Here is a 22,602-nt window from a genome sequence, read left to right as displayed (position 1 = left end):
GATTCAAAAAAGGGAACCTTTCAAACTTCGGTCTGAAAAGTTCCCTTTTTAAGTGGTCAAAATCACTGATTTTACGTAATTTTCTATGAGGTGATGATGATGTATGCTGCTTTAAATACTAAAAAAATTTTGATCAATGCTATCGAATGCCAAAATGATGACCAGTATTTTTGTCCAACTTGTTGTTTACCAGTTAAACTAGTGTCAGCTGAAGAAAAGCCCTATTTCAAGCATCAAAGTAAATCGTTCAATCACATTAATGAACGTGATATTCATCGAATGGGTAAAGAAAAATTATTTTTTGCCTGGCAAAATTTTACTGGTAGGCTGGTTGAAATGGAGATCTATTTGCCAACAATCGATCAACGTCCTGATATTTTGGTAGGTAAAAAGTTGGCAATCGAATATCAGTGTGCTTTGATCAACGTGAATAAGTTGAATCAGCGGGTAAAAAGCTATCAGATGAAAAGGATCGATAATTTATGGATCTTAGGTGGAGATTATTTGAGTTCAACGATCAACAGGCTACATTTGAAGTTCATTGCATATCGACCCGATTGGGGTTTTCATCTATTGATGTTTGATGCTAAAAACGACTTACTGACATTATTTTTTGAGATTCGTTTCGTTGGTCCATTCAATAAAATAATTTTTCGGAGAAAAAAATTTCTCTATTAATGATTTGGCTGGCCTATTGACCTTCAAACCCAAGTTGGCGCTTACTAAAGACGGTACCATCAATCAACATCAACTGGAACGGGTCAAGCGTTTGAACAGTCAAAAGTTTCGCCGCTTTAAGATTGATTTTTTTCAGAAAAATGATTGTCGAGTGGAGGAATATTTACTTGATCAAAAATTTAAAATGCTGAAGCCAATTTATCGGACACCACAGTGGATGATGGTCTGTGGTGCTAATGTGAGCTTGTTGCGTCAGCCTTTATTGTACAAAAAAAGAAGCTAGTCGAAACTACCTTCTGAAATTACTTAAATTAATTACTCTGTTTTCATGATGGTGTTGTGCGTTATCATGAATTTGTTGCGGCATTGCTCTTTCAAGCATTGCGGTTAGATTTTCGTTAATGATTTCTTCGGATGAATTGCTACCAAACTTGGTCAACATTACCCCTGGTTGTCTTGGATGATTATCGTCAAAAACAACGACAGTCGGGGCTTTTTTGATGTCCATCTCGCAGGTCAATTCTTGGTCTTTTTTAACGGCTTTTTTGACAGCTTCGCTACCTTTTTCTTTGACGATAGCTTTGAAATTAAGGCCACTATTTTCAGCAGCAATTTTAACAGTTGCTTCGTTGAATGGTTTTCCTTGGACATTAACTTGATCTTGCAGATTCATCAATAAATTACGTGCTTTTTTGTTACCCCGACAGGCTGCAGCTTTATATAAACAAGCAGCTTCATAAATATTTTCGGTGACTTCATTTCTCTTTTCGAGATCAGATGGTTTGTAACCTTTCATCAACATATAATCGGTGATGGTTGCCATATTGTAAGTCGTTACGAAGTGATATTGGGTGTCGATATTATTTTTTCTTGTAAAATCGATTATGGACCGTTCGACTTTCAAACAGTATGAACATAAGGGATTGATATACAAAAATACTTCCCACATTACTTTTCCCTCCATCTCTTTAGCAAAATCATTCTAACAGCAATAACAATAAAGGTAAAATAAACTGCTTTACCGATATAAATATAATTTTAGATGAATATTACATGTGTTTACGCTATATTTAAATAGTAAAGAGGGATCACAATGACAGAAATCAAATGGAATGAATTCTTAATTCCTTATACACAAGCAGTTGATGAGTTGAAATTGAAATTCCGGAATGCTCGAAAAGAATTTTTGGAAAAGAATATTCACTCACCAATCGAATTTGTTACTGGTCGAGTCAAGACGGTCGACAGTATCAAAGAAAAAATGAAACGTCGCTATATCTCTGAGGATTTGCTGGAACAGGACATGCAGGATATTGCAGGTATCCGGATCCAGTGTCAATTTGTTGAGGATATCTACGATGTGGCAAAATTACTACATCAGCGTGAGGATATGCGGGTGATTGAGGAACGTGACTATATTGCTAATAGTAAATCTAGCGGTTATCGTTCATATCACGTGGTCATTGAATATCCAATCCAATTAGCAACTGGTCAAAAAAATATTTTGGCCGAGGTTCAGATCAGAACTTTAGCGATGAACTTTTGGTCAACGATTGAACATTCACTGAATTATAAATATAAAGGTGATTTTCCCGAAGAGATCAATGAGCGATTGAAGCGAGCTGCTGAAGCCTCATTTCTACTTGATGAGGAGATGTCCAAGATCAGAGAAGAAATCCAGGACGCCCAACGATATTTCACCAATAATAAGGGCAACATAAATAATTCGACGAGGTCGCATAGGAAATGAAATTTTGGGTAAATAATAATGGAAAAAATGAATCAGTCGTAGCGGCTGATAAGATTCGTCGCGAGCTGACTTCAAATGGTTTTGAATTAGATCAAAAAGATCCGGCTTTAGTAATTAGTGTTGGCGGTGATGGTACATTATTGAGCACCTTCCACACTTATGCCGATCGACTAGACTCGGTTAAATTTGTCGCTTTACATACAGGACATCTCGGTTTTTATTCCGATTGGACCGATGATGATATCGATGAGTTGATTAAAAGGATTTTGGAGCATCCTGATCACATCCCAGCTACCAGCTATCCATTGATTGATGTGACAGTAAAGTCACGGGATGGTTCAGTAAGTCATGGGACAGCTATCAATGAGGCCATTGTACGGCGCTTATCGGCTTTGACCTTGAAGACTCAGATCGATATCGACAGTGAATTTTTTGAAAGTTTTCGTGGGGATGGACTTTGTTTTGCGACACCAACAGGGTCAACAGCTTACTCCAAAGCTATCGGCGGAGCATTGATCCATCCGAAGATCAATGTCTTTCAAATGGTCGAAATTGCCTCAATCAACAATCGTGTTTATCGGACGATTTCTTCACCGTTGATCATTCCGTCAAATCAAACTGTCCATTTGTATCCACAGGACGCTGAAGATTATGTGATCAATTTTGATGGTTTGATCGTAGAGTTACAGGACACAGAATCAATTAAGATCGAAATGAGTAAACAGCGGGCTCAATTTGCCCAATACCGTCATCGTCATTTCTGGACTAGGGTCGAATCTGCTTTCTTAGGACGTAATGGCAACTAGACGTTATTTAAAGTTTCAGATCAAGGCTGATGATAAGAAGATCATTCGCAAGTTTTTAGTCCAACACAAATTTTCTTCCAGTCAGCTACACAATTTGAAAAATAGAGGTGGGATGATTTTTGTTAATCATCGTCAGCGACACTTCAATTATCGCATGAGACCAGGGGATGACTTATTAGTTGCGATGAGTAATGAAAAGCCATCTGAATTGATTGAGCCTATGCCTGGACAATTGAAGGTTATTTTTGAAGACCAATATTTCTTGGTCATCAATAAGCCACCAAAGATTGCCAGTTTGCCGGCAAAGGCACGGACTAGCAAGACGATGGCTAATATCGTCAAATATTATTTGCAGCAAAAGGGTGAGAATAGTTCGATCCACTTAGTAACTCGATTAGACCGCGATACTTCTGGCCTAATGGTTTTTGCTAAGGATTCTTATGCTCATTCGATGCTTGATCAGATTTTGCACACGGATAAATTTCAAAAATATTATTTGGCCATTGTTAGTGGTGTCTTTCAAAAGAAATCCGGTTTAGTCGATCTACCGATTGGGATCGATCAAGCAGCTTTTTATCTGCGAACGATCGACCATGAAAGTGGCAAAAGATCGAAGACTCTTTTTCAAACGGTCGAAACCTATCAAAATGCCAGTCTTGTAAGGCTCAAATTATTGACTGGACGTACCCACCAAATTAGAGTACATATGAAAGCAATTGGGCATCCTATCATTGGCGATTATATGTATACCAAACAGCCTGAAAAAATGATTGACCGTCAGGCTTTACATTGTGCCGAATTGCAAATAGTCCATCCGGTGACCAAACAGACATTGGACTTAGTTGCGCCAATGCCAAATGACATGGTTAAATTACGTCAAGAATTAAGGGGGTGAGTCAGATAGACGAAAACGAGAAAAAACACAGTGAAAAATATGATGAAATAAAAACTTATTTAGATAATGATGACCAGATCAAATTTCGGAAAAATTATTTGGATATGCATTTTTATGATCAAAGTAATTTCTATCTCTCACTTAGCAAAGATGAACGTCTCAAGCTTTATACGATTTTAAAGCCTAATGAAATGGGAGATATGTTCGACACGATTGAAGATGACTTACCAAAGATCCCCGAACTTTTGGATGAAATGGACGTTAAGTATGCTTCAGAGATGTTGAATTATATGTACGATGATAATGCCGCCGATGTTTTGGAACATATGGATAAGTCACATGTTGATCAATTTTTAAGTGAAATGCCTAAAAATGACGCCAACAATTTACGTGGCTTATTGCATTATGATACTGAAACTGCCGGTGGTATCATGACCACCGATTATGTCCAATTTGATCAAAATTTGACCGCTGGGGAAGCTATCAAACTTTTGAGAAAAATGGCTGAAACGGCTGAAACGATTTATTATTTGTATATCCTAGATGAGAATGAGGACCTTGTTGGGGTCATGTCATTACGTGACTTGATCCTTCAGAAATCCAAGACGATTTTGAAGACGGTCATGAATACTGACCTGATAACTGTTAATGTTGATGACGAACAGGCAGAGGTTGCTCAAGTCTTCAGAGATTATGAGTTCTTAGCTTGTCCGGTAGTTGACCATTCTAACAAATTAGTTGGTATCGTCACAGTTGATGATGTTATTGAAGTTATCGATGATGAAGCTCAACAAGATTATTCTGGATTAGCTGGTGTTGATGTTGATGAATCCATTAATGACAATGCCTTTAAAGCAGCTTCTAAACGATTGCCTTGGTTGATTACTTTGTTACTCTTAAGTATGATCACCGCGACCTTAGTCAATAAATATGAAAACCTACTAGCGCAAGCTAGTATCTTAGCGGTCTTTATTTCAACAATTACTGGTACTGCAGGTAATGCAGGTACTCAGAGTTTGGCCGTAGCGGTCAGAAGATTAGCGACTGATGAAATCGACCGGAGTGACTTTTTCAAACTTTTAGGCAAGGAATTATTGACCGGAGTATTGACTGGAGTCGTTACTGGATTGTCGATCTTTGTGATTGTTGGTATTTGGAAGAATAATTTCGTATTAGGATTGGTTATTGGACTTGCAATGTGTGCCGCTATTACTGTTGCAAACGTCGCGGGTAGTTTCATTCCAATGCTGATGTCACGATTGGGATTCGATCCAGCTGTCGCTAGTGGACCGTTCATTTCTACTTTGAGTGATTTAACTAGTGTTTTGATTTACTTCAGTATTGCGGGTATCTTTTTACAATACTTCGTAGGAACTTAAGCAAAAAAAAATAATCCAATTCGTCTTCAGAATAAAATCTGAAAGTTGAATTGGCTTATTTTAGTTTAAGTCGATCAATTTTGTACCATGTAGGGTATTGAGATTCAATTGTTGAGCTATTTCGTCACAATTTTGACTGGTGATACCACCACCTGGCAGAATCTCGATTTTTCCTTGTGCGAGCTCGATTGTCTTTTTGATGTCGGGCAAAGTCTCGCTGATAGGAGTTTCCAGTGGCCCACCATGAGTTAAGATGCGGTCGACCTCATGTTCGATCAACCAATCGATGGCGTCGGCTTTGTTTTCTTCTTTGATTTGATCAAAAGCCATGTTAAAGACTACTTGCATTCCACTAGAAGCACCAATCATCATTTCTAAGGCATCCTCGTCTAGTTCGCCGTCAGATGTCAAAGCACCAAAGGTTACTGCATCAATACCCATTTTTTGAGCCTGAAAGATGTCTGCTTCCATCATTTTTAATTCGAGGTCGTTATAGACGAAGTCGCCACCACGAGGTCTGATCATTTCTACTAATGGGACTGATTTTTCTTGAAGATATTTACTAGTCTCTTGTAAGACCCCTAAACTGGGAGTCGTGCCACCAACGGCTAAATTGTCATTTAATTCTATCCTGTCTGCTCCAGCAAGCACGGCTTTAGGAATATTGGTAAAATTTTCGACTGCGATTTCTTTATACATGTGTTTCCCTCCATTTAAAAAAGAACGTCCAAAGACGTCCTTTATTTTAAACTCATTTAACTAATACGAAATACAAGATGACGATTATTGCCAAGATGATCCGATACCAACCGAAGGCTTTGAAGTCGTTTCGTTTGATGTAATCAAGTAAGAACTTGATTGAAGCATAGGCAACGATGAATGAAACAAAGGTTCCGACTAATAAGATGATTGTTTGGCTACCTGTGAAGGTATTGCCATGGGCAAAATATTTACCGATCTTCAAAAGACTGGCACCAAACATGGTTGGAATGGCTAAGAAAAATGAAAATTCAGTTGCGACGAAACGGGATGTTCCGACCGTCATACCACCAAGGATGGTGGCTCCAGATCTTGAAGTTCCGGGGATCAGTGATAGAACTTGGAAAAGTCCGATCGTGAAAGCTGTTTTATAAGATAAACTGTCTAAGTCGGAAACTTGTGGTTGTTTGTTTTTCAACCAATTTTCGACGACGATGAATAAGATACCATAGATCAATAATGTGGCCGAAATAACTTGCCAGCTAGTTAGGTGTGCATCCATCCAGTCATTTAGAGGAAGTCCAATTACGACTGAGGGGATAATGGCTAGAATAACTTTAAACCAAATATTCCAAGTTTGACGTTTCTGCACTTGATCTTTCTTAGGTGAGAAAGGGTTCAACTTGTGGAAATAAATGAGAATAACCGCCAAAATGGCACCGAACTGAATAACTACCATGAACATGTTGATAAAAGAAGTTGACTCGTTCAATTTGATGAATTCATCAGCTAAATATAAATGCCCAGTGGAACTGATTGGTAGGAACTCAGTGAAACCCTCAATGATACCGAGGATTATCGTTTTGATTAATTCAATGAACATATTTTATTCTCCTAAAAATTTTTGAGCTAGATAAAGTGTACACATACACACTCAGGAATGCCAATAGTATCTCCGACAATCGTTAAAATTCCTTTATTGATGTTCCGCTTGAAAACGGTTAAGTCATCGGAGTCTTGGTTAGCAGCTAGTAAATATTTTTCAGAAGGGTCGAGAGCAAAATCACGTGGGCCTTTACCTTTAGTTTTGGCTGTGCCTAATTCTTTTAAGCGGTCACCTTCAGGACTAACTTCAAAACTAGCAATCGTATCTGCACCACGGGTCGATACGTAAAGGAATTTACCATCGTTCGTGATCCGAATGGCAGCAGTGGTGTTCTTTTGTTCATCTTTTGCAGCTGAGGCTTCGTCAACTAGGTTAAAACGGGAAGCTTCGGCATCATATTTAAGGACTAAAACTTGTGAAGATAACTCGCAGGCCACATATAAGTAAGGCTTGCTTGGATGAAAGACAAGGTGTCTAGGAGCATAACCAGCTGGTGCGATGTATTCATATAATCGTTGAGGATCCTTAGGGTCTGAAATATCATAGAGATAGATCCGGTCAGCACCATAATCACAAATGATCAACTTGCCATCAGGCGTTAAAGCACTGTAATGAGGTTTTGATTGATCTTGTTCCTCACGAGGACCAGTACCATCAAATTTAATCGTTGAGAGTCTTTCCAACTTATTATCAGCAGTTATTTGATCGATCGTGACGATACTTAAATGGAAATATGAACTAAAGATCAAATTGCGGCTCTTGTCGATTTTTACATAAGATGGAGCAGTTTCTTCACTAAAATCTTCATCTAGCAATTTTGGTGTATCTCCGTTAATATCGTATAATACAAGGCCACCGCCGGTTTCATTTTTAGCAACTGCCACCATTTTCATATCGTTAGTGACGTCTAAATAAGTTGGGTCTTTTAATTCAATAAATAACTCTGGGTCAGCTAATTTACCAGTCTCACTATCAAATTGTGAACGGTAAACACCCTTACCGTTATTGCGGGTATATCCGCTAAGCAATACATTTTCTATCATCAAATTACCTCCAAACATGTATGATTACAGTATAATAGTTATCAGCAAATAATAATACAGGAGCGTGCAATGAAAGAATCAAGAAAAGATAAAAAAAGCTGGTTTTACCGTTGGTTTTTGAACAATCAAGTTTCAGTTTTCTTGATTAATATTCTAGTCGTATTTTTGATCATCCTTTTATTTTCAAAGGTAAGTTTTGTTTTCCGACCAGTTGGACAAATTCTCGGAATCACTTTGCCACCAGTTATTTTAGCACTGATTTTATATTATTTGATCAACCCCTTGATCAATGTCTTGGATCGACGATTTCACGTCAATCGGATCCTGTCGATCACAGTCGTTTTCATTCTGATTGCCGCTTTGATCGTTTGGGGGATCATATCACTGATCCCATTAGTTCAAAGCCAGATTGAATCATTGATCAAAAATTGGCCAAGTTATTGGGATTCGCTAAAGAATGGTATCCAGAATCTATTTTCTGATCCTAAATTACATGTCTTCCGTGAACGGTTGATGTCAGCAGATGACAATATCAGTAAAGGATTTGAGAATTGGATCGACCAGATCGTCCCACAAACATTTTCTAACATCGGTTCAGCCATCAGTATCGTTACGAACGTAGTAATGATTTTGTTGACAGCACCTTTCATTTTATTCTTCATGCTGAAGGATGATAAAAAGTTTAAGGATTATATCGTTAAATTTGCGCCTGACCGGATTCGTAAGTCGACGTCTGAGATGTTGACAGAGATCAGTCGTTCACTTAGCTCATATATCACTGGGCAGCTGACCGTTGCTTTCTGGGTGGCGGTAATGTTCTTTATCGGCTATTTGATCATTGGACAACGTTACGCTTTAGTTTTAGGTATCACCGCAGGGATATTGAACTTGATCCCTTATGTTGGTTCAGCTTTAGCATTACTACCATCTCTAGTGATTGCTGCGTTCATCGCGCCTTCCATGGTCTTAAAAGTCATCATCGTCTTTTTAGTCGAGCAGACGATTGAAACGCGTGTCGTTTCACCGATCATCGTTGGTAACAAGATGCAGATGCATCCCGTTACAACAATTTTGGTCTTGTTAGTTTCAGCCGGAATGTACGGATTAGTCGGAATGATTGCTGGTATTCCAATCTTCGCGATCTTGAAAATCATTTGTACCCGGGTATTCCGTTGGTTCAAGCGAAATTCTAACTGGTATGATGATGAGCAAAAAGAAGAAGCCGAGCAGAAAAAAAAGCAGGCCACACCAGAACCGCTTGCTCAAAAATCTGATGATTCCCAATAAATTCACAAATAATTCATATTTCTATTGAATGGGCGTTATTCATAGTCTATAATGATTTTAAACTTTCTTCGTTACGCGTTTTTATCAGAAGTAATTTTGATAAAAGCATGTAAATCGATCAGTTTCATAACGCACGCCCTTGCTGTGGTCTTCACCGAGGGGATGCGTTTTTTTATTAAGGAGATAAATATGACTAATCACATTGCTTTATTTGAACCATTAATGCCAGCAAATACTGGTAATATTGCCCGGACTTGTGCCGGTACTAACACTAAACTCCATTTGATCAGGCCATTAGGTTTCAGTACTGATGATGCTCATATGAAAAGAGCCGGGCTAGATTACTGGGATAAGGTCGACATTACTTATCATGATGATCTCGATGATTTCTTGCAGAGTATCCCCGATGAAAATTACCTTTATTTGATTACTAAATTCTCAGATAAGACTTATAGTGATCAAGATTTCAGTGATACTTCAAAAGACCATTATTTCTTGTTCGGAAAAGAGACAACTGGTTTGCCTGAGAAATTCATGCGTGAGAATCCTGAAAAATGTCTTCGGATCCCAATGAGCAATAATATTCGAGCTCTTAATTTGGCTAATACCTGTGCTCTAGTCATCTATGAAGCTGTCAGACAACAAAATTTTGAAGGCTTAGAATTGGAACATCACTACGAACACGATAAATTAGATTAAGGTGAAGCAGATGAAAACAAAAAAAGGACCAGTATCAGTACAATCATTTCATTACGATGCAGTCGAACCTAATGACGATATCAAACAGGATCTACAAATATCGATCGACCATCCAGATTTGAAAGACGAGAATGGTCAACCAATGGATGAAACTGCTGGGAAAATTTATCAAGTTGTCGTGCCTTTTGAGATCCATCCACAAGATGCACCTTTCAAGGTTTCCGGTTTGATCGGACAGGTGATGCAATTAGTAGATTTTCACGGAAATCGCGAAGATCTTGAGAATAAAGAAGTCCAACAGATCTCTCGTGAGATCGTTGAATATATCGAAACAATCACTTATCAAATCACCGCCATTACCTTGGATCAAGGTATTTCTTTAAACTTTTCACCAAAGGATTCAGTCGAACCTAATGAGGTAGTCCAAAAACTTCGTGAAAAGAAAAATAAGAAAGAGTAAAAAAAACGCAGAGATGCGCTTTTTTTATGCCAAAAAACTGTATAATTTTTAAGATGAATAGTTAGAGTGAGGTATTTATGGCTAGAAGAAAAACTACTCGAACAGCTAAGACAAAATCACGTCGGACCAGCAAGAAAACATCGATTGATGATGTTCGTTTGATCAAGTCGATCATCGGCCTAGTCTTGATAGTTTTCTCGATCTTAGGTTTGTTCCAGTTAGGGATAGTAGGAAAATTTTTTGATAATCTGTACCGGATCATCGTGGGTGACAGTTATCCAGTATTATTAGTCATCAGTATTTTTGCTGGGGCTTTTTTGATTGCGACTGGCAAATTGCCAAAAATGAATCCCAAGCGCAACTTTGGATTCATTTTTACTTATGCCGGCGCCCTAGTATTCCTACATAAATTAATGTTTACAAAATTAGATCTGTATCACAATTACAATTTGATAACTTGGAATACCATCACTGCTGACATGGGTAAGTCATCCGTAAGTCATTCAGTCGGTGGTGGGATGATTGGCTCATACTTGTATAGCCTGTTCATGCCACTATTTTCCAACGTTGGGACCGTTTTGATTGCAGCTTTGTTGATCATCATCGGTATATTGATGTTGTTCAACGTTTCGATGGAACAAGTTTCTCAAGTGACTAAAAAGATTTTGGCACATGCTAAAAATAGTCTGGTTTCAGTCAAAGAATCATTCAGTAGTCGTTATGAGAATTTGGTCGAGAATCGTAAGAGTCGTTCCGATGAGAAGACTAAACCGGCTAAGGATATCGAACGCGAAGATTCTAAGTATCAAGACGTCAATAGTTTTGCCAAAGATAAAAAATCGGCTGATGATGCGCCAAGAGATGAAGACACAGGCTTTCATATTGATCTGCCATCTGGTTCTGATGATTATGGAGCATCACCTAAGCCACAAGCTTCAAAAGCTGAGATCATGTCGAAACCTTATGGTATTGATGGTTCAAAGGATAAGGATCTACCAACACCACGTTCGGCAGCTGGTGAACACAATATTTCTGATGATGATTACCAATTACCATCATCAGATCTTTTGAAACAAGTCCCCCGAGTCGATCAAAGTGCTGAAGTTAAATTGATCGATGAAAATAAAGATAAATTAAAACGGACCTTCAAGAGCTTTGGGGTCGATGTTGAAGTCAAGAAAGCTAGTTTAGGGCCAACTATTACCAAATATGAAGTTCAACCAGCTATTGGCGTTAAAGTAAGTAAGATCGTCAATTTGGCAGATGATTTAGCTTTAGCGTTAGCAGCTAAAGACATTAGAATCGAAGCTCCGATCCCTGGTAAGTCATTTGTTGGGATCGAAGTTCCTAATAAAACTATTTCCTCTGTTTCGTTTCGAGATATCACTGAGAATCAGCAGGATAAGACTAGTCCGTTGATTGTTCCACTAGGGAAAGATGTTGCTGGAAACATTATTGAGGCTGATATCACTAAAATGCCTCACTTATTGATTGCTGGTTCAACTGGTAGTGGTAAGTCCGTTGCAATCAATACGATCATTACTGGTATTTTGATGAAGGCTAAGCCAAATGAGGTCAAATTGATCTTGATCGATCCTAAGATGGTCGAATTGAATGTCTACAATGGTGTTCCTCATCTGCTGATCCCTGTGGTAACAGATGCTAGAAGAGCTGCTGGTGCTTTGCAAAAGGCTGTGACTGAGATGGAGCGGCGTTATAAGTTGTTTGCTGAAACTAATCACCGAAACATTGGTGAATATAATGATGAGGTCGCCGAATTCAACAAAACAGCTGAAGACGACCAAAAAATGGAGAAATTACCGTATATCGTGGTCATCGTTGATGAGTTATCTGATTTGATGATGGTAGCCGGTCATGAAGTTGAAGCAGCTATCGTTCGTTTAGCACAGATGGCGCGGGCTGCCGGATTGCATATCATCATTGCTACTCAACGTCCTTCAGTTGATGTTATTACTGGCTTGATCAAGGCCAATATTCCTTCAAGAATTGCTTTTGCGGTTTCCAGTGGTGTCGATTCACGGACTATTTTGGATGCTGTCGGGGCGGAAAAACTCCTTGGGCGAGGCGACATGCTCTTTCAACCAATTGGAAAGAGTAAGCCAGTTCGTCTACAGGGTGCTTATATTTCTGAAGATGAAGTCGAAAATGTCGTTAATTTCGTAAGTTCGCAACAACAAGCAGAATATGACCAAGATATGATACCATCAGATGTAACAGAAGATGGTGGTAATGGTGAGAAAGATAAACCCAACGATGAGTACTGGGACGATGCAATCGATTTGATCGTTCACCAGCAATCTGCCAGCGTGTCAATGTTGCAACGACGCTTTTCAATTGGTTATAATCGCGCCGCTAGGATCGTTGATCAAATGGAAGAAAAGGGTATCGTTGGTCCATCAGAAGGTAGTAAGCCAAGAAAAGTACTACTGACTCCTGAACAGTTAGAGAATATTCGGAAAAAACAGGTGGAAAATTGAGAGAAACATTAGCAAAAAATGTCGTACTGAACATCAAGCAATTACAACAGTTCCGTACGATCAAAATCCAAATCGACTTCTTACGTCCGATCGATAAAAAAGAATCAACTAAAAGACGCTTGTTAGCCAACGTCATGAGCAATTCGAGTGCTAAATATCCTAGTTTCAAAGCTATCAATGATCGTGAAATGGAATTGTATGGTGCTGAGATAAATGCTTATACTCGTTCGCTTTTGAATTTCAATGACCTAGGTTTTTCAGTTGAATTTGCTGATCCTAGTTTCTTGACTGGCAACACTAAACAATTAGAAAACAATCTAGAATTGTTGAATGACATAATTTTTCATCCTAACTTGAAATCTGCTGATGAATTTGATGAGATGGCCTTTACTACTGAAAAAAGGAATATGTTGTCAAACTTAGAAGCAGTCGATGATAATCAAGATCTCGTTAGTATGTTAGAGTTAGCCAAGTTGGTTCATTTGAACGATCAGAATCGGCAGTTACCGATCTTTGGTGATAAAGAAGAATTGAAATCCTTGACTAATTCAGAATTGGTCGACTATTACCATCAAGCAATCGACAACGATTTTGTGATGATCAACGTCGTTGGCAATGTTGATCCAGAAAAGTTTTCCAAATTGATGCGGGATAAATTTACTGGTTTAGTTGAGAGTAAAAATCGTCGTGATCTTCAAGTTCAATTTGAGGATTTTACTGATTTGATCAAGATGCCGGCAACAAAGACTGACCAAAAAACCGTTAATCAGAGTCATTTGGCTTTGGCTTTCGTTTCTGATAAATTGGAAAAGGGCTCCAGCCATTTAGCGCCACAAGCTATGAACTTGATTTTTGGTGGGGATGACCAGTCACAACTGTTCTTGCAAGTTCGTGAGCGAAACAGTTTGGCATATTCAGTTTCCAGTACCTATCAACCAACAAATCATTTGTTGACGGTTCAAGCTGGATTAGATGGCAAGGATATGGCTAAGGCAATCGCATTGATCAAGCGTCAGTTAGAATTTATTCAGAATGGTGAATTCACTGATAGTCAGATTGAACATGCGAAAAAGGTCCTGCATACGAGACGCGAAGTAGCATCTGATACAATTCAGCACTATATCATGCGCAGTATGTGGGAGACGGTTTATCCTGAAGCTGTTTTGGCTGAAGATAAGTATCAAAATGAGTTAGCAAAGGTCAGCCGTAACGATATCATTAGGGTTGCCAATCGCTTGCACATAATCGCTCAATATCAAATGATGGGAGAATAATATGGCAGAAAAACTGCAAAAATTTGTTCAGACATTACCAAATGGTTTTCGGGTCACTGCAGTGCCACTGCCTGGATATAAGCAAACTTATAGTGTAGCCATGGCCAATTTTGGCTCAGTTGACACTAATCTTGGCAGTGGGAAGTATTTACCTGCTGGAATCGCCCACTTTATTGAACATAAATTGTTCGCCAAGCCGGGATATGACGTTTCTGAGAAATTCGCCGAATATGGCGCTAATGCCAACGCCTATACTAGTTACACTAAAACAGCTTATTTGTATCAAACATTAGAGAACCCTTATGACAATTTAAAAGTTTTATTAGACTTGATCGAACATCCTTACTTCACTGAAGACAATGTAGCTTCAGAACGTGGCATCATCAATCAAGAGATCCAAATGTATTTGGACATGCCTGAGTGGGTGCTTGAAGAACGCATTTTAGAACAACTTTATCCTGGTGATCCAATTGCTAAAGATATTGCTGGTTCAACTGATTCATTACAGTCGATCAATAAGGATAATTTATTGGCGACGTATAAAAATAGTTATCGCCCACAAAATATGGATCTAGTGGTCGTAGGAAATATTGATTTTGATAAGATCCTTAAAGTAGTCGATGATTCGCCGTTTGATAACAATCAGACAGCCCCAATCGTTAAACACAATGAGGCCACGAAGATCGGTCCTGGTGGTCAATCATCTATGAACATCAGCCAAAGCCGAGCTGCTTTTGGTATCCGAGTTGATACTAAGTTATCGGGTTATGAGTTGGTCAAATATCAATATATTTTAAATATGATTTTGGAAACATTGATTGGCGAGTCTTCCGAAAATTATCAGGCTATGACGCAAAAGAATTTGATTGATGATAGTTTTTCTTATAATGTGGTTGCAGAAAATGACTATTGTTTTATCATTGTTAGTGGGTCAACCAATGATCCAAAAGCTTTTCAAGATTATTTGCGTAATTGTTTATTGAATAATAACTTGGAAGAGATCTTGACTCCTGAACGTTTTGAGCGGATCAGACGTGATGCTATCGGGGCATATTTATTTGCCCAAAATTCACCTGATGCGATTGCTAATCAAATTGCTGAATTACAATTTTATGATGTTGATTATCTGGAATTGATTCAACTGTTAAATTCAATTACACTAGATGATGTTTTCACAGCCTCTAAAGAAATATTTATGGATAAAAATTTCACACATTATAATTTGATTGCGGATGGAAAATAAGATGTATGCATTGATCATGGGTAGTTCCGGAGATATTGGTGCGGGAACTGCTAAAAAGCTGGCCGATCAGGGCTGGTCATTATATTTACACTATAATAAGAATCGTCAGCGGATCGATGATCTTTATCAACAATTAAGTTCTAAATATCCGCATCAGGATTTTATTCCAGTCCAATATGATATGGAATCAGATCAAGTTGATCATTTGTTATCACAGATCTATGGACTTGATGCAATCGTTTTTGCACAGGGTAATACATATTACAAGCTTTTAGTTGATATGGATGAGCAAGAATTGGATTCGTTGTGGAATATTCACATTAAACAACCAATCATGATCTTAAAGGAGTTGCAAGATAAGTTGGCAACTAAACATCATGGTCGAGTCGTCTTTATCGGGTCGATTTACGGTAAGATTGGTTCTGCGATGGAAGTGGTCTATAGTACAGTAAAAGGAGCTATGTCTTCCTTTGCTGATGCTTACGCTAAGGAAGTTGCTTCATTGGGTATTTCTGTAAATGTAGTCGCGCCCGGAGCTGTTGATACGAAGATGAATAATGAATTTTCGAAAGAAGATTTAGAAGCCGTTAAAGAAGATATTCCAGCTAATCGCTTAGCTAATGCCGATGAAATTGCGGAATTAGTTGATTACTTAGTAGAAATGAAGTCGAATTATTTGACGGGACAAACGATTTATTTTGCAGGTGGATGGCTCCTTTAAGCTAGCTCGAAATAAATATTAATATGGTATACTTATAAAAATTAGTTAATGGTGGTATGAAATGGACGAAATTGGCCAAAAATTAAGAAATGCCCGGATCAAAAAGGGTTACACAATTGATGACTTGCAACAAGTCACTAAAATTCAAAAAAGATATTTGATTGCGATTGAAGAAGGTCAATTTGATCATCTTCCAGGCGACTTTTATGTTCGTGCCTTTATCAAACAATATTGTGAGGCGGTAGATCTCGATAGCGACGAACTATTGGATGAATATAAGAGCGAGATCCCAGATTCACAACCACACGAAACAGTTGATACGACAGAGCCAACAAAGAAACGTGCTATTGCTGATAGTTCAAATTCTTTCTTTAGCGGACTCAGAAACTACATTCCACAAATCATTGTTGGAATCGTAGTGATTGTAATTATTGCGGTGATTGCTTTTGGAATGATCAACCGTTCGAAGAGCTCTTCTCAAGTAACTATTCCTAAGGATAGTTCTTCACAAACGACTTCTAAGAAATCTACTTCAAGTGATTCTTCTAAGAAGAAACAAACTAAGACAAAGAAAAAAGCTGCTAAGAGTAGTTCTGAAGTAACAATCAAAGAAACAGATACAACTGGTACTTATAACGTAACTAATCTACCTTCTGGTAAAGATACTAACGTTGTAGTCTCTGCTGATGGTGGACAAGCTTGGGTCTCATTCAATGAGGGTTCCAACAATACAGTTTGGCAACAAGCTATTAGCTCTGGTGACAAGAAGTCAACCAGTGTGTCTTCAGGAACTAGCCAATTCTCGATCCATACTGGTGATATTTCACATACAAAGATCTCAATTGCCGGTAAGAACGTAGACTTAGGTAAAACAGATAGCAGTTCTTCAATCGTAAGAACATTAACATTTAATGTGAAATAGATTTAAATAAACAAATGGTGTCTACTGAATAATTGGTTGGCGCCATTTATTAATATATTTTGTCGTTAAAAAGAGAATAACGGAGGAACCTAATAATGGAGTGGAATTTACCAAATAGATTGACAATGTTTCGGATTATCTTGATCCCGATATTTATTCTTTTACTAGCATTTAGCTGGTCTAACCTTGGAGATATTTATGTCTTAGATGATTTGATCCCAGTCAATCATGTTTTGGCAACAATCGTTTTCATCATTGCATCATTAACTGATTTAGCCGATGGAAAGATTGCTCGTAAAAATAAGATCGTTACTAACTTTGGTAAGTTTGCCGATCCTTTAGCTGATAAGATGTTAACTATGACAGCCTTTGTCTTTTTAGTAGGCTTAGACATGGCTCCAGCTTGGGTAGTAGCTATTATCGTGTGCCGTGAATTAGCTGTTACTGGTTTGAGAATGTTGGTCTTAGAAAATGGTGGTAAGGTCATGGCTGCTCAAATGCCTGGTAAGATCAAAACAACAACGCAAATGTTAGCTATCATCTTTCTATTGATGCATAACATCTTCTTTAGTGCCATTCATTTCCCAATCGGGGAGATTTTCTTATACATCTGCCTATTCTTTACACTTTATTCTGGTATTGATTATTTTGTACAAAGTCGTGACATTTTTAAAAAATAAAACGTAATTTAGAAGTGAGAACAAATGGATAAAGAAATTTTTGAGAATTTTCGTGAAGAAATTGAAGCTGCCAGTTTTAAAAATGGCATTCCAGAACAATATCAAGCAATCCCTAAGCGAACAGTTGAGAAGTTATTAGCAAGTAAAAAGACCATCACAGCTGCAGAAAGTTTAACAGCTGGTCTTTTTCAAGCAACTATTGCTGATATCCCTCACGCTTCCCAAGTCTTTGAGGGAGGGTATGTGACTTACTCTGATGAAATGAAAGAAAAGTTGTTACACATTCCTTCAGAAGTAATTGAAAAACATACTGTTGTCAGTGCCCCAGTGGCTCAACAAATGGCTGAATCCACCGCCGTTATCCTCGAAAAAGACATTGGTGTAGGTATCACTGGTGTTGCCGGACCTGATCCATTAGAAGGTAGTGATGTGGGAACGGTCTTTATTGGCTGTTACGATAAAATTAAGGGTGGCGTTGAAGTTAAGGAGTTCCATTTTACTGGAAGTCGCAATGAGATTCGCCAAAAATCCGTTATTTCCGCCTTTGTACTCGTTGAAAAAATAGCATAAAAATAAAGCGAACAAACGTTTGCTTTTTTCTTGCTTTTTGAATGATTTACTAATAGTATTGATACTGATGAAAGCATTAGGAGGAAGACAATTTGGCAAAAGATGAACGTCAAAAAGCATTAGATACCGCCCTAAAAAAGATTGAAAAAGATTTTGGTAAAGGTGCTATCATGCGAATGGGAGACGATTTGAATACTCAAATCTCAACAGTCTCCACTGGATCATTAGCCTTAGACAATGCCCTTGGAGTCGGTGGATTTCCAAGAGGCCGGATCGTTGAGATTTATGGGCCTGAAAGTTCTGGTAAAACCACAGTAGCTTTACATGCCGTTGCTGCAGTTCAAAAGGAAGGTGGCACTGCAGCTTATATTGATGCTGAAAATGCCATGGACCCTGCATATGCAACTGCATTAGGCGTAAATATCGATGATCTACTTCTTTCACAGCCGGATACAGGTGAACAAGGACTTGAAATTGCTGATGCGCTAGTTTCTAGTGGTGCAGTTGATATCGTAGTCGTTGATTCAGTTGCTGCTTTAGTTCCTAGAGCAGAAATTGAAGGAGAAATGGGTGACTCTCACGTTGGTTTGCAGGCACGTTTGATGTCACAAGCTTTACGTAAGTTATCTGGTTCAATCAATAAAACAAAGACAATTGCTTTGTTTATTAATCAGATCCGTGAAAAAGTTGGTATCATGTTTGGTAACCCTGAGACGACACCAGGTGGTCGTGCTTTGAAGTTTTATTCAACGATTAGACTTGAAGTCCGTCGTTCAGAACAAATCAAAGACGGTAGTGATGTAATTGGTAATAAAACTAAGATAAAAGTCGTTAAAAACAAGGTTGCACCACCATTTAAGGTCGCTCTAGTTGATATCATGTATGGCCATGGTATATCTAGAACTGGTGAATTGGTCGATATGGCCGTTGAAAAAGATATTATTAAAAAAGCTGGTTCTTGGTATTCATATGAGGACGAACGAATTGGTCAAGGTCGAGAAAATGCTAAAAACTTCTTAGCCGAGAATCCTGAAAAGATGGATGAGATCATGAAACGTGTTCGGGCTGCGTATAATATGGATGGCCAGGCTGATGAAAAGAAGGCTGAATCAGATGAGGATGACACAAAAGAAAATCCATCTGAAAAAGCTGATAATTCAAATAATTCTGCAGAAGAGACCAAATAATTGGTCTCTTTTTTTCAGATTGTTTTGTTGACAGACGGATTTTATTCTATAATATAAAGTTGTATGTAAAAGTTTTGGTTCATATTAAGATTTTACAAACAAAATTAAATAGTAAATAAGTGGAGGTGATGGCATGCCGAATGCTATCATAACCCTCTTTTTTGCCTTAATAACATTGATTGTAGGAGCCTTTTTCGGATATGCTCTCTGTAAAGACTCTTATGAGAAGAAACTTTCACAAGCTAAGAAAACAGCCGAGGATATTATTTCTGATGCTAAAAAATCCGCTAAATCTTTAAAGAAGGAAACACTTCTTGAAGCTAAAGATGAAGCACATAAGTATCGTGAAAAGCAAGAAAATGATTTGAATGATCGTCGTAATGACGTTAAGAAACAGGAAAATCGTAATCTTGAAAGACAAGATATTTTGGATCGTAAGGACCAATCGTTGGAAAAACGTGAGGAAAACATCGAGAAGAATGAAAATAATATTACAGCTAGACAAAAACAACTTGCTGAAAAAGATGAACAATTGACAGCTACTCTTGATGAACAAAAAGCGGAATTGACAAGAGTCAGCAATTTAACTAGAGAACAAGCACGTAAAATAATTTTAGATGATTTGAATAAGAAATTGACTCATGAACGAGCAACAATGATTAATCAAAGTAATGAACAGGCACGTCAATATGCTGACAAAGAGGCAAAATCACTGATTGTTGCCGCTATTCAGCGTAGTGCCGCTGATACGGTTTCTGAATCGACAGTTACTACAGTTACGTTACCTAATGAAGACATGAAGGGACGTATTATTGGTCGTGAAGGAAGAAATATTAGAACTATCGAAGCTTTGACGGGTATCGATTTAATTATCGATGATACTCCAGAAGCTGTCGCCTTGAGTGGTTTTGACCCGATCCGTCGGGAAATCGCCCGCATGGCTTTGGAAAAGCTGATTGAAGATGGTCGAATCCATCCAGCACGTATCGAAGAGATGGTCGACAAGGCCCGCCGTGAAATGGATGATCACATTCGTGAAGTCGGAGAGCAGACTGTGTATAGTTTAGGGATCAGTTCTGTGAACCCAGATTTAATTAAAATTATTGGACGTATGCAATATCGTACTAGTTATGGTCAAAATGTTTTGAATCACTCGATCGAAGTAGCCAAACTATCCGCAGTTATGGCTGGTGAATTGGGTGAAGATGTTACTTTAGCAAAACGAGCAGGGTTATTACACGATATAGGTAAATCTATTGATCGTGAAGTAGATGGCTCTCACGTTGAAATTGGCGTGGATATAGCCACTAAGTATAAAGAACCCGAAGTAGTTGTAAATACAATTGCTTCTCATCATGGTGATGTAGAACCAACATCATTGATTGCTACCATCGTCGCAGCTGCAGATGCAATCTCTGCCGCAAGACCCGGTGCTAGATCAGAATCAATGGAAAATTACATTCACCGTCTTGAAAAGCTTGAAGAAATTGCCAACAAGCATGATGGTGTTGATCACTGTTATGCAATTCAAGCTGGTCATGAAATTAGAATCATGGTTAAACCTGAAGAGATTTCTGATGACCAGGCAGCAATTTTATCAAGAGACATTAAGAACGAAATTGAAGACAACCTTGAATACCCTGGACACATTAAGGTAACGGTTGTTCGTGAAGTTCGTAAAGTTGAATTAGCAAAATAAATATTAGGGGAGATAGTGTTTTCACTATCTTTTTTTTGTAGATTTTTTTGGTATTGAGCATAGGTATTGGTATAATTACAGTATTAATTGAAAGTGGGTTTGGGAGAAATGTCGAGTATGTTTAGTGTGATAGTGAAGTTGTTTCTGACGATGATCTTGTCGGCGGTAATAACTCCGCTAGTAATAAAGCTTGCTTATATTTTAGGAGCAGTAGATAATCCTAATGCTCGGCGAGTAAATAAGAAACCAATGCCAACTATGGGTGGGTTGGCAATTTTTATTGCCTTTACCTTCTCGACCTTTGTTTTGCTGAGAAATCAGTTCCCTAGTCATGAACTATTCAGTGTCTTCTTGGCTGAAGTGATAATTATTTTGACCGGGATTATCGACGATATTCGAGAATTGTCGCCCAAAGCTAAAATGGCTGGTATTTTCGTAGCATCGTTGGTTATTTATTTTCTTGCAGGTATCCACATGGATCAGATCGTTATTCCTTTCTTGGGTACCTTCCAACTTGGTTGGTGGGGATTTCCAATCACCATCATCTGGATCTTGGCGATTACCAATGCGGTCAATTTGATCGATGGACTTGATGGCTTAGCTACTGGGGTATCGATTATTGGCCTGTTCACCATGGGAGTTGTCGGATATTTCTTTCTCAACTTCTCAAACGTTTATGTATCCATTTGGATTTTTGCCTTGGTAGCAGCTTTGATCGGTTTCCTACCGCATAATTTTCATCCAGCCAGCATCTTTTTAGGAGATACAGGAGCCTTATTTATCGGTTTCATGATTGCTGTCTTTTCATTGAAAGGTTTAAAAAATGTTACTTTCATCACAACCTTGATTCCAGTGGTAATTCTTGGTGTTCCGATAACTGATACTGTGTATGCGATGTTGAGACGTTTCTTGAACAAGAAGCCTATCACGCAAGCTGATAAACATCATTTGCATCATCGTTTGATGCAATTAGGTTTGTCACATCGTCAAACTGTTTTGGTCATTTATGGACTTGCCTTAGTTTTCGCATTCATCTCTTTGCTGTTCCCGCTATCTAATTTCTGGAGTAGTTTACTACTAGCAGTGGCATTATTGATTGGACTTGAGTTATTTGTTGAATCAATTGGCCTGATTGGTGATAATCGTCAACCATTCTTACATGCAATTCAAAAATTTATTAAACGACTTGAAAAAAATAATCGACAATAAAAATGGCTCTAAGTCAA

General features: G+C 38.2%; 23 protein-coding genes. 19 read left to right on the top strand and 4 right to left on the bottom strand.

Annotated features, from left to right (window positions below; all coding sequences use genetic code 11):
• Positions 1–99: 99 nt before the first annotated feature.
• A complete protein-coding gene (locus tag FC27_RS08685) occupies positions 100–678 on the top strand; it encodes a competence protein CoiA (protein WP_010624283.1) in 579 nt (192 codons plus the stop codon).
• 16 nt (positions 679–694) lie between these two features.
• On the top strand, positions 695–961 hold the full coding sequence (locus FC27_RS08680) for a hypothetical protein (protein ID WP_155802108.1): 267 nt from the start codon (positions 695–697) through the stop codon (positions 959–961).
• Between the two features lie 6 nt (positions 962–967).
• Here the strand turns inward: FC27_RS08680 and FC27_RS08675 are convergent, their stop codons facing one another.
• Entirely contained in the window at positions 968–1,627 is a 660-nt protein-coding gene (locus FC27_RS08675; RefSeq protein WP_010624281.1) for a DsbA family protein, read from the bottom strand.
• 144 nt (positions 1,628–1,771) lie between these two features.
• On the opposite strand from FC27_RS08675, the gene yjbM reads away from it, so the two are divergent.
• The 4 genes from yjbM to mgtE are packed head-to-tail and all read left to right on the top strand — an operon-like array spanning position 1,772 to position 5,508.
• Positions 1,772–2,428: a GTP diphosphokinase gene (gene yjbM, locus FC27_RS08670; protein ID WP_010624280.1), complete on the top strand. Its 657-nt coding sequence runs from the start codon at positions 1,772–1,774 to the stop codon at positions 2,426–2,428.
• Positions 2,425–3,234 carry an NAD kinase gene (locus FC27_RS08665; protein ID WP_010624279.1) on the top strand — a complete coding sequence of 270 codons (810 nt, stop codon included), beginning with the start codon at positions 2,425–2,427 and terminating at the stop codon, positions 3,232–3,234. Before yjbM ends, FC27_RS08665 begins: the two co-directional genes overlap by 4 nt.
• Positions 3,224–4,129 (top strand): RluA family pseudouridine synthase, encoded by a 906-nt coding sequence (locus FC27_RS08660; RefSeq protein ID WP_010624278.1) that lies wholly within the window; start codon positions 3,224–3,226, stop codon positions 4,127–4,129. Before FC27_RS08665 ends, FC27_RS08660 begins: the two co-directional genes overlap by 11 nt.
• A gap of 5 nt (positions 4,130–4,134) precedes the next feature.
• Positions 4,135–5,508, top strand: a complete 1,374-nt coding sequence (gene mgtE, locus FC27_RS08655; RefSeq protein WP_029508153.1) for a magnesium transporter — start codon at positions 4,135–4,137, stop codon at positions 5,506–5,508.
• Positions 5,509–5,568: 60 nt separating this feature from the next.
• Here mgtE and FC27_RS08650 read toward each other — a convergent pair whose 3' ends face one another.
• Genes FC27_RS08650 through FC27_RS08640 form a run of 3 tightly spaced genes read right to left on the bottom strand, consistent with a single transcriptional unit; the run spans position 5,569 to position 8,136 of the window.
• A complete protein-coding gene (locus FC27_RS08650) occupies positions 5,569–6,207 on the bottom strand; it encodes a copper homeostasis protein CutC (RefSeq protein WP_010624276.1) in 639 nt (212 codons plus the stop codon).
• A 52-nt stretch (positions 6,208–6,259) separates the two neighbouring features.
• On the bottom strand, positions 6,260–7,090 hold the full coding sequence (locus tag FC27_RS08645; RefSeq protein ID WP_010624275.1) for an undecaprenyl-diphosphate phosphatase: 831 nt from the start codon (positions 7,088–7,090) through the stop codon (positions 6,260–6,262).
• Between the two features lie 26 nt (positions 7,091–7,116).
• Complete coding sequence (locus FC27_RS08640) at positions 7,117–8,136, bottom strand: lactonase family protein (protein WP_010624274.1); 1,020 nt, start codon at positions 8,134–8,136, stop codon at positions 7,117–7,119.
• Between the two features lie 69 nt (positions 8,137–8,205).
• Here FC27_RS08640 and FC27_RS08635 point away from each other — a divergent pair, with 69 nt between their 5' ends.
• From FC27_RS08635 to FC27_RS08575, 13 genes are all read left to right on the top strand, one after another.
• Positions 8,206–9,423 carry an AI-2E family transporter gene (locus FC27_RS08635; RefSeq protein WP_010624273.1) on the top strand — a complete coding sequence of 406 codons (1,218 nt, stop codon included), beginning with the start codon at positions 8,206–8,208 and terminating at the stop codon, positions 9,421–9,423.
• A 189-nt stretch (positions 9,424–9,612) separates the two neighbouring features.
• Positions 9,613–10,122 carry a tRNA (uridine(34)/cytosine(34)/5-carboxymethylaminomethyluridine(34)-2'-O)-methyltransferase TrmL gene (gene trmL / locus FC27_RS08630; protein WP_010624272.1) on the top strand — a complete coding sequence of 170 codons (510 nt, stop codon included), beginning with the start codon at positions 9,613–9,615 and terminating at the stop codon, positions 10,120–10,122.
• A gap of 10 nt (positions 10,123–10,132) precedes the next feature.
• On the top strand, positions 10,133–10,582 hold the full coding sequence (locus FC27_RS08625; RefSeq protein ID WP_010624271.1) for a DUF1149 family protein: 450 nt from the start codon (positions 10,133–10,135) through the stop codon (positions 10,580–10,582).
• Positions 10,583–10,659: 77 nt separating this feature from the next.
• Complete coding sequence (locus FC27_RS08620; protein WP_010624270.1) at positions 10,660–13,080, top strand: DNA translocase FtsK; 2,421 nt, start codon at positions 10,660–10,662, stop codon at positions 13,078–13,080.
• A complete protein-coding gene (gene yfmF / locus FC27_RS08615) occupies positions 13,077–14,354 on the top strand; it encodes an EF-P 5-aminopentanol modification-associated protein YfmF (RefSeq protein ID WP_010624269.1) in 1,278 nt (425 codons plus the stop codon). The genes FC27_RS08620 and yfmF overlap by 4 nt, the downstream gene beginning before the upstream one ends.
• 1 nt (position 14,355) lies before the next feature.
• The gene (gene yfmH / locus FC27_RS08610) at positions 14,356–15,597 is read left to right on the top strand and encodes an EF-P 5-aminopentanol modification-associated protein YfmH (protein ID WP_010624268.1); all 1,242 of its coding nucleotides are present in this window, start codon (positions 14,356–14,358) and stop codon (positions 15,595–15,597) included.
• 1 nt (position 15,598) lies between these two features.
• Positions 15,599–16,318 (top strand): elongation factor P 5-aminopentanone reductase, encoded by a 720-nt coding sequence (gene ymfI / locus FC27_RS08605; protein WP_010624267.1) that lies wholly within the window; start codon positions 15,599–15,601, stop codon positions 16,316–16,318.
• 61 nt (positions 16,319–16,379) lie between these two features.
• The gene (locus tag FC27_RS08600; protein WP_010624266.1) at positions 16,380–17,240 is read left to right on the top strand and encodes a helix-turn-helix domain-containing protein; all 861 of its coding nucleotides are present in this window, start codon (positions 16,380–16,382) and stop codon (positions 17,238–17,240) included.
• A 95-nt stretch (positions 17,241–17,335) separates the two neighbouring features.
• The gene (gene pgsA, locus FC27_RS08595) at positions 17,336–17,920 is read left to right on the top strand and encodes a CDP-diacylglycerol--glycerol-3-phosphate 3-phosphatidyltransferase (RefSeq protein ID WP_010624265.1); all 585 of its coding nucleotides are present in this window, start codon (positions 17,336–17,338) and stop codon (positions 17,918–17,920) included.
• 24 nt (positions 17,921–17,944) lie between these two features.
• On the top strand, positions 17,945–18,490 hold the full coding sequence (locus FC27_RS08590) for a CinA family protein (protein ID WP_010624264.1): 546 nt from the start codon (positions 17,945–17,947) through the stop codon (positions 18,488–18,490).
• A 92-nt stretch (positions 18,491–18,582) separates the two neighbouring features.
• The gene (recA, locus tag FC27_RS08585) at positions 18,583–19,677 is read left to right on the top strand and encodes a recombinase RecA (RefSeq protein WP_010624263.1); all 1,095 of its coding nucleotides are present in this window, start codon (positions 18,583–18,585) and stop codon (positions 19,675–19,677) included.
• Positions 19,678–19,810: 133 nt separating this feature from the next.
• Positions 19,811–21,376 (top strand): ribonuclease Y, encoded by a 1,566-nt coding sequence (gene rny / locus FC27_RS08580; protein ID WP_010624262.1) that lies wholly within the window; start codon positions 19,811–19,813, stop codon positions 21,374–21,376.
• Positions 21,377–21,493: 117 nt separating this feature from the next.
• The gene (locus tag FC27_RS08575; protein ID WP_010624261.1) at positions 21,494–22,585 is read left to right on the top strand and encodes a glycosyltransferase family 4 protein; all 1,092 of its coding nucleotides are present in this window, start codon (positions 21,494–21,496) and stop codon (positions 22,583–22,585) included.
• Positions 22,586–22,602 lie beyond the last annotated feature (17 nt).

Source organism: Companilactobacillus versmoldensis DSM 14857 = KCTC 3814 (assembly GCF_001434295.1).
Lineage (GTDB): Bacteria > Bacillota > Bacilli > Lactobacillales > Lactobacillaceae > Companilactobacillus > Companilactobacillus versmoldensis.
The sequence above is the reverse complement of the archived record's forward strand: the minus strand, read 5'-3'. Positions and strand labels throughout refer to the sequence as shown.

Excerpts from the sequence above, each read along its gene's own strand:
- pgsA (WP_010624265.1), top strand. The coding sequence starts at position 17,336 with ATGGAGTGGAATTTACCAAATAGATTGACAATGTTTCGGATTATCTTG.
- FC27_RS08660 (WP_010624278.1), top strand. The coding sequence starts at position 3,224 with ATGGCAACTAGACGTTATTTAAAGTTTCAGATCAAGGCTGATGATAAG.
- FC27_RS08645 (WP_010624275.1), bottom strand. The coding sequence starts at position 7,090 with ATGTTCATTGAATTAATCAAAACGATAATCCTCGGTATCATTGAGGGT.
- yjbM (WP_010624280.1), top strand. The coding sequence starts at position 1,772 with ATGACAGAAATCAAATGGAATGAATTCTTAATTCCTTATACACAAGCA.
- FC27_RS08675 (WP_010624281.1), bottom strand. The coding sequence starts at position 1,627 with ATGTGGGAAGTATTTTTGTATATCAATCCCTTATGTTCATACTGTTTG.
- FC27_RS08685 (WP_010624283.1), top strand. The coding sequence starts at position 100 with ATGTATGCTGCTTTAAATACTAAAAAAATTTTGATCAATGCTATCGAA.
- ymfI (WP_010624267.1), top strand. The coding sequence starts at position 15,599 with ATGTATGCATTGATCATGGGTAGTTCCGGAGATATTGGTGCGGGAACT.
- FC27_RS08635 (WP_010624273.1), top strand. The coding sequence starts at position 8,206 with ATGAAAGAATCAAGAAAAGATAAAAAAAGCTGGTTTTACCGTTGGTTT.
- rny (WP_010624262.1), top strand. The coding sequence starts at position 19,811 with ATGCCGAATGCTATCATAACCCTCTTTTTTGCCTTAATAACATTGATT.
- FC27_RS08640 (WP_010624274.1), bottom strand. The coding sequence starts at position 8,136 with ATGATAGAAAATGTATTGCTTAGCGGATATACCCGCAATAACGGTAAG.
- FC27_RS08600 (WP_010624266.1), top strand. The coding sequence starts at position 16,380 with ATGGACGAAATTGGCCAAAAATTAAGAAATGCCCGGATCAAAAAGGGT.
- FC27_RS08625 (WP_010624271.1), top strand. The coding sequence starts at position 10,133 with ATGAAAACAAAAAAAGGACCAGTATCAGTACAATCATTTCATTACGAT.
- FC27_RS08575 (WP_010624261.1), top strand. The coding sequence starts at position 21,494 with ATGTTTAGTGTGATAGTGAAGTTGTTTCTGACGATGATCTTGTCGGCG.
- yfmH (WP_010624268.1), top strand. The coding sequence starts at position 14,356 with ATGGCAGAAAAACTGCAAAAATTTGTTCAGACATTACCAAATGGTTTT.
- trmL (WP_010624272.1), top strand. The coding sequence starts at position 9,613 with ATGACTAATCACATTGCTTTATTTGAACCATTAATGCCAGCAAATACT.
- FC27_RS08650 (WP_010624276.1), bottom strand. The coding sequence starts at position 6,207 with ATGTATAAAGAAATCGCAGTCGAAAATTTTACCAATATTCCTAAAGCC.
- FC27_RS08620 (WP_010624270.1), top strand. The coding sequence starts at position 10,660 with ATGGCTAGAAGAAAAACTACTCGAACAGCTAAGACAAAATCACGTCGG.
- FC27_RS08590 (WP_010624264.1), top strand. The coding sequence starts at position 17,945 with ATGGATAAAGAAATTTTTGAGAATTTTCGTGAAGAAATTGAAGCTGCC.
- FC27_RS08665 (WP_010624279.1), top strand. The coding sequence starts at position 2,425 with ATGAAATTTTGGGTAAATAATAATGGAAAAAATGAATCAGTCGTAGCG.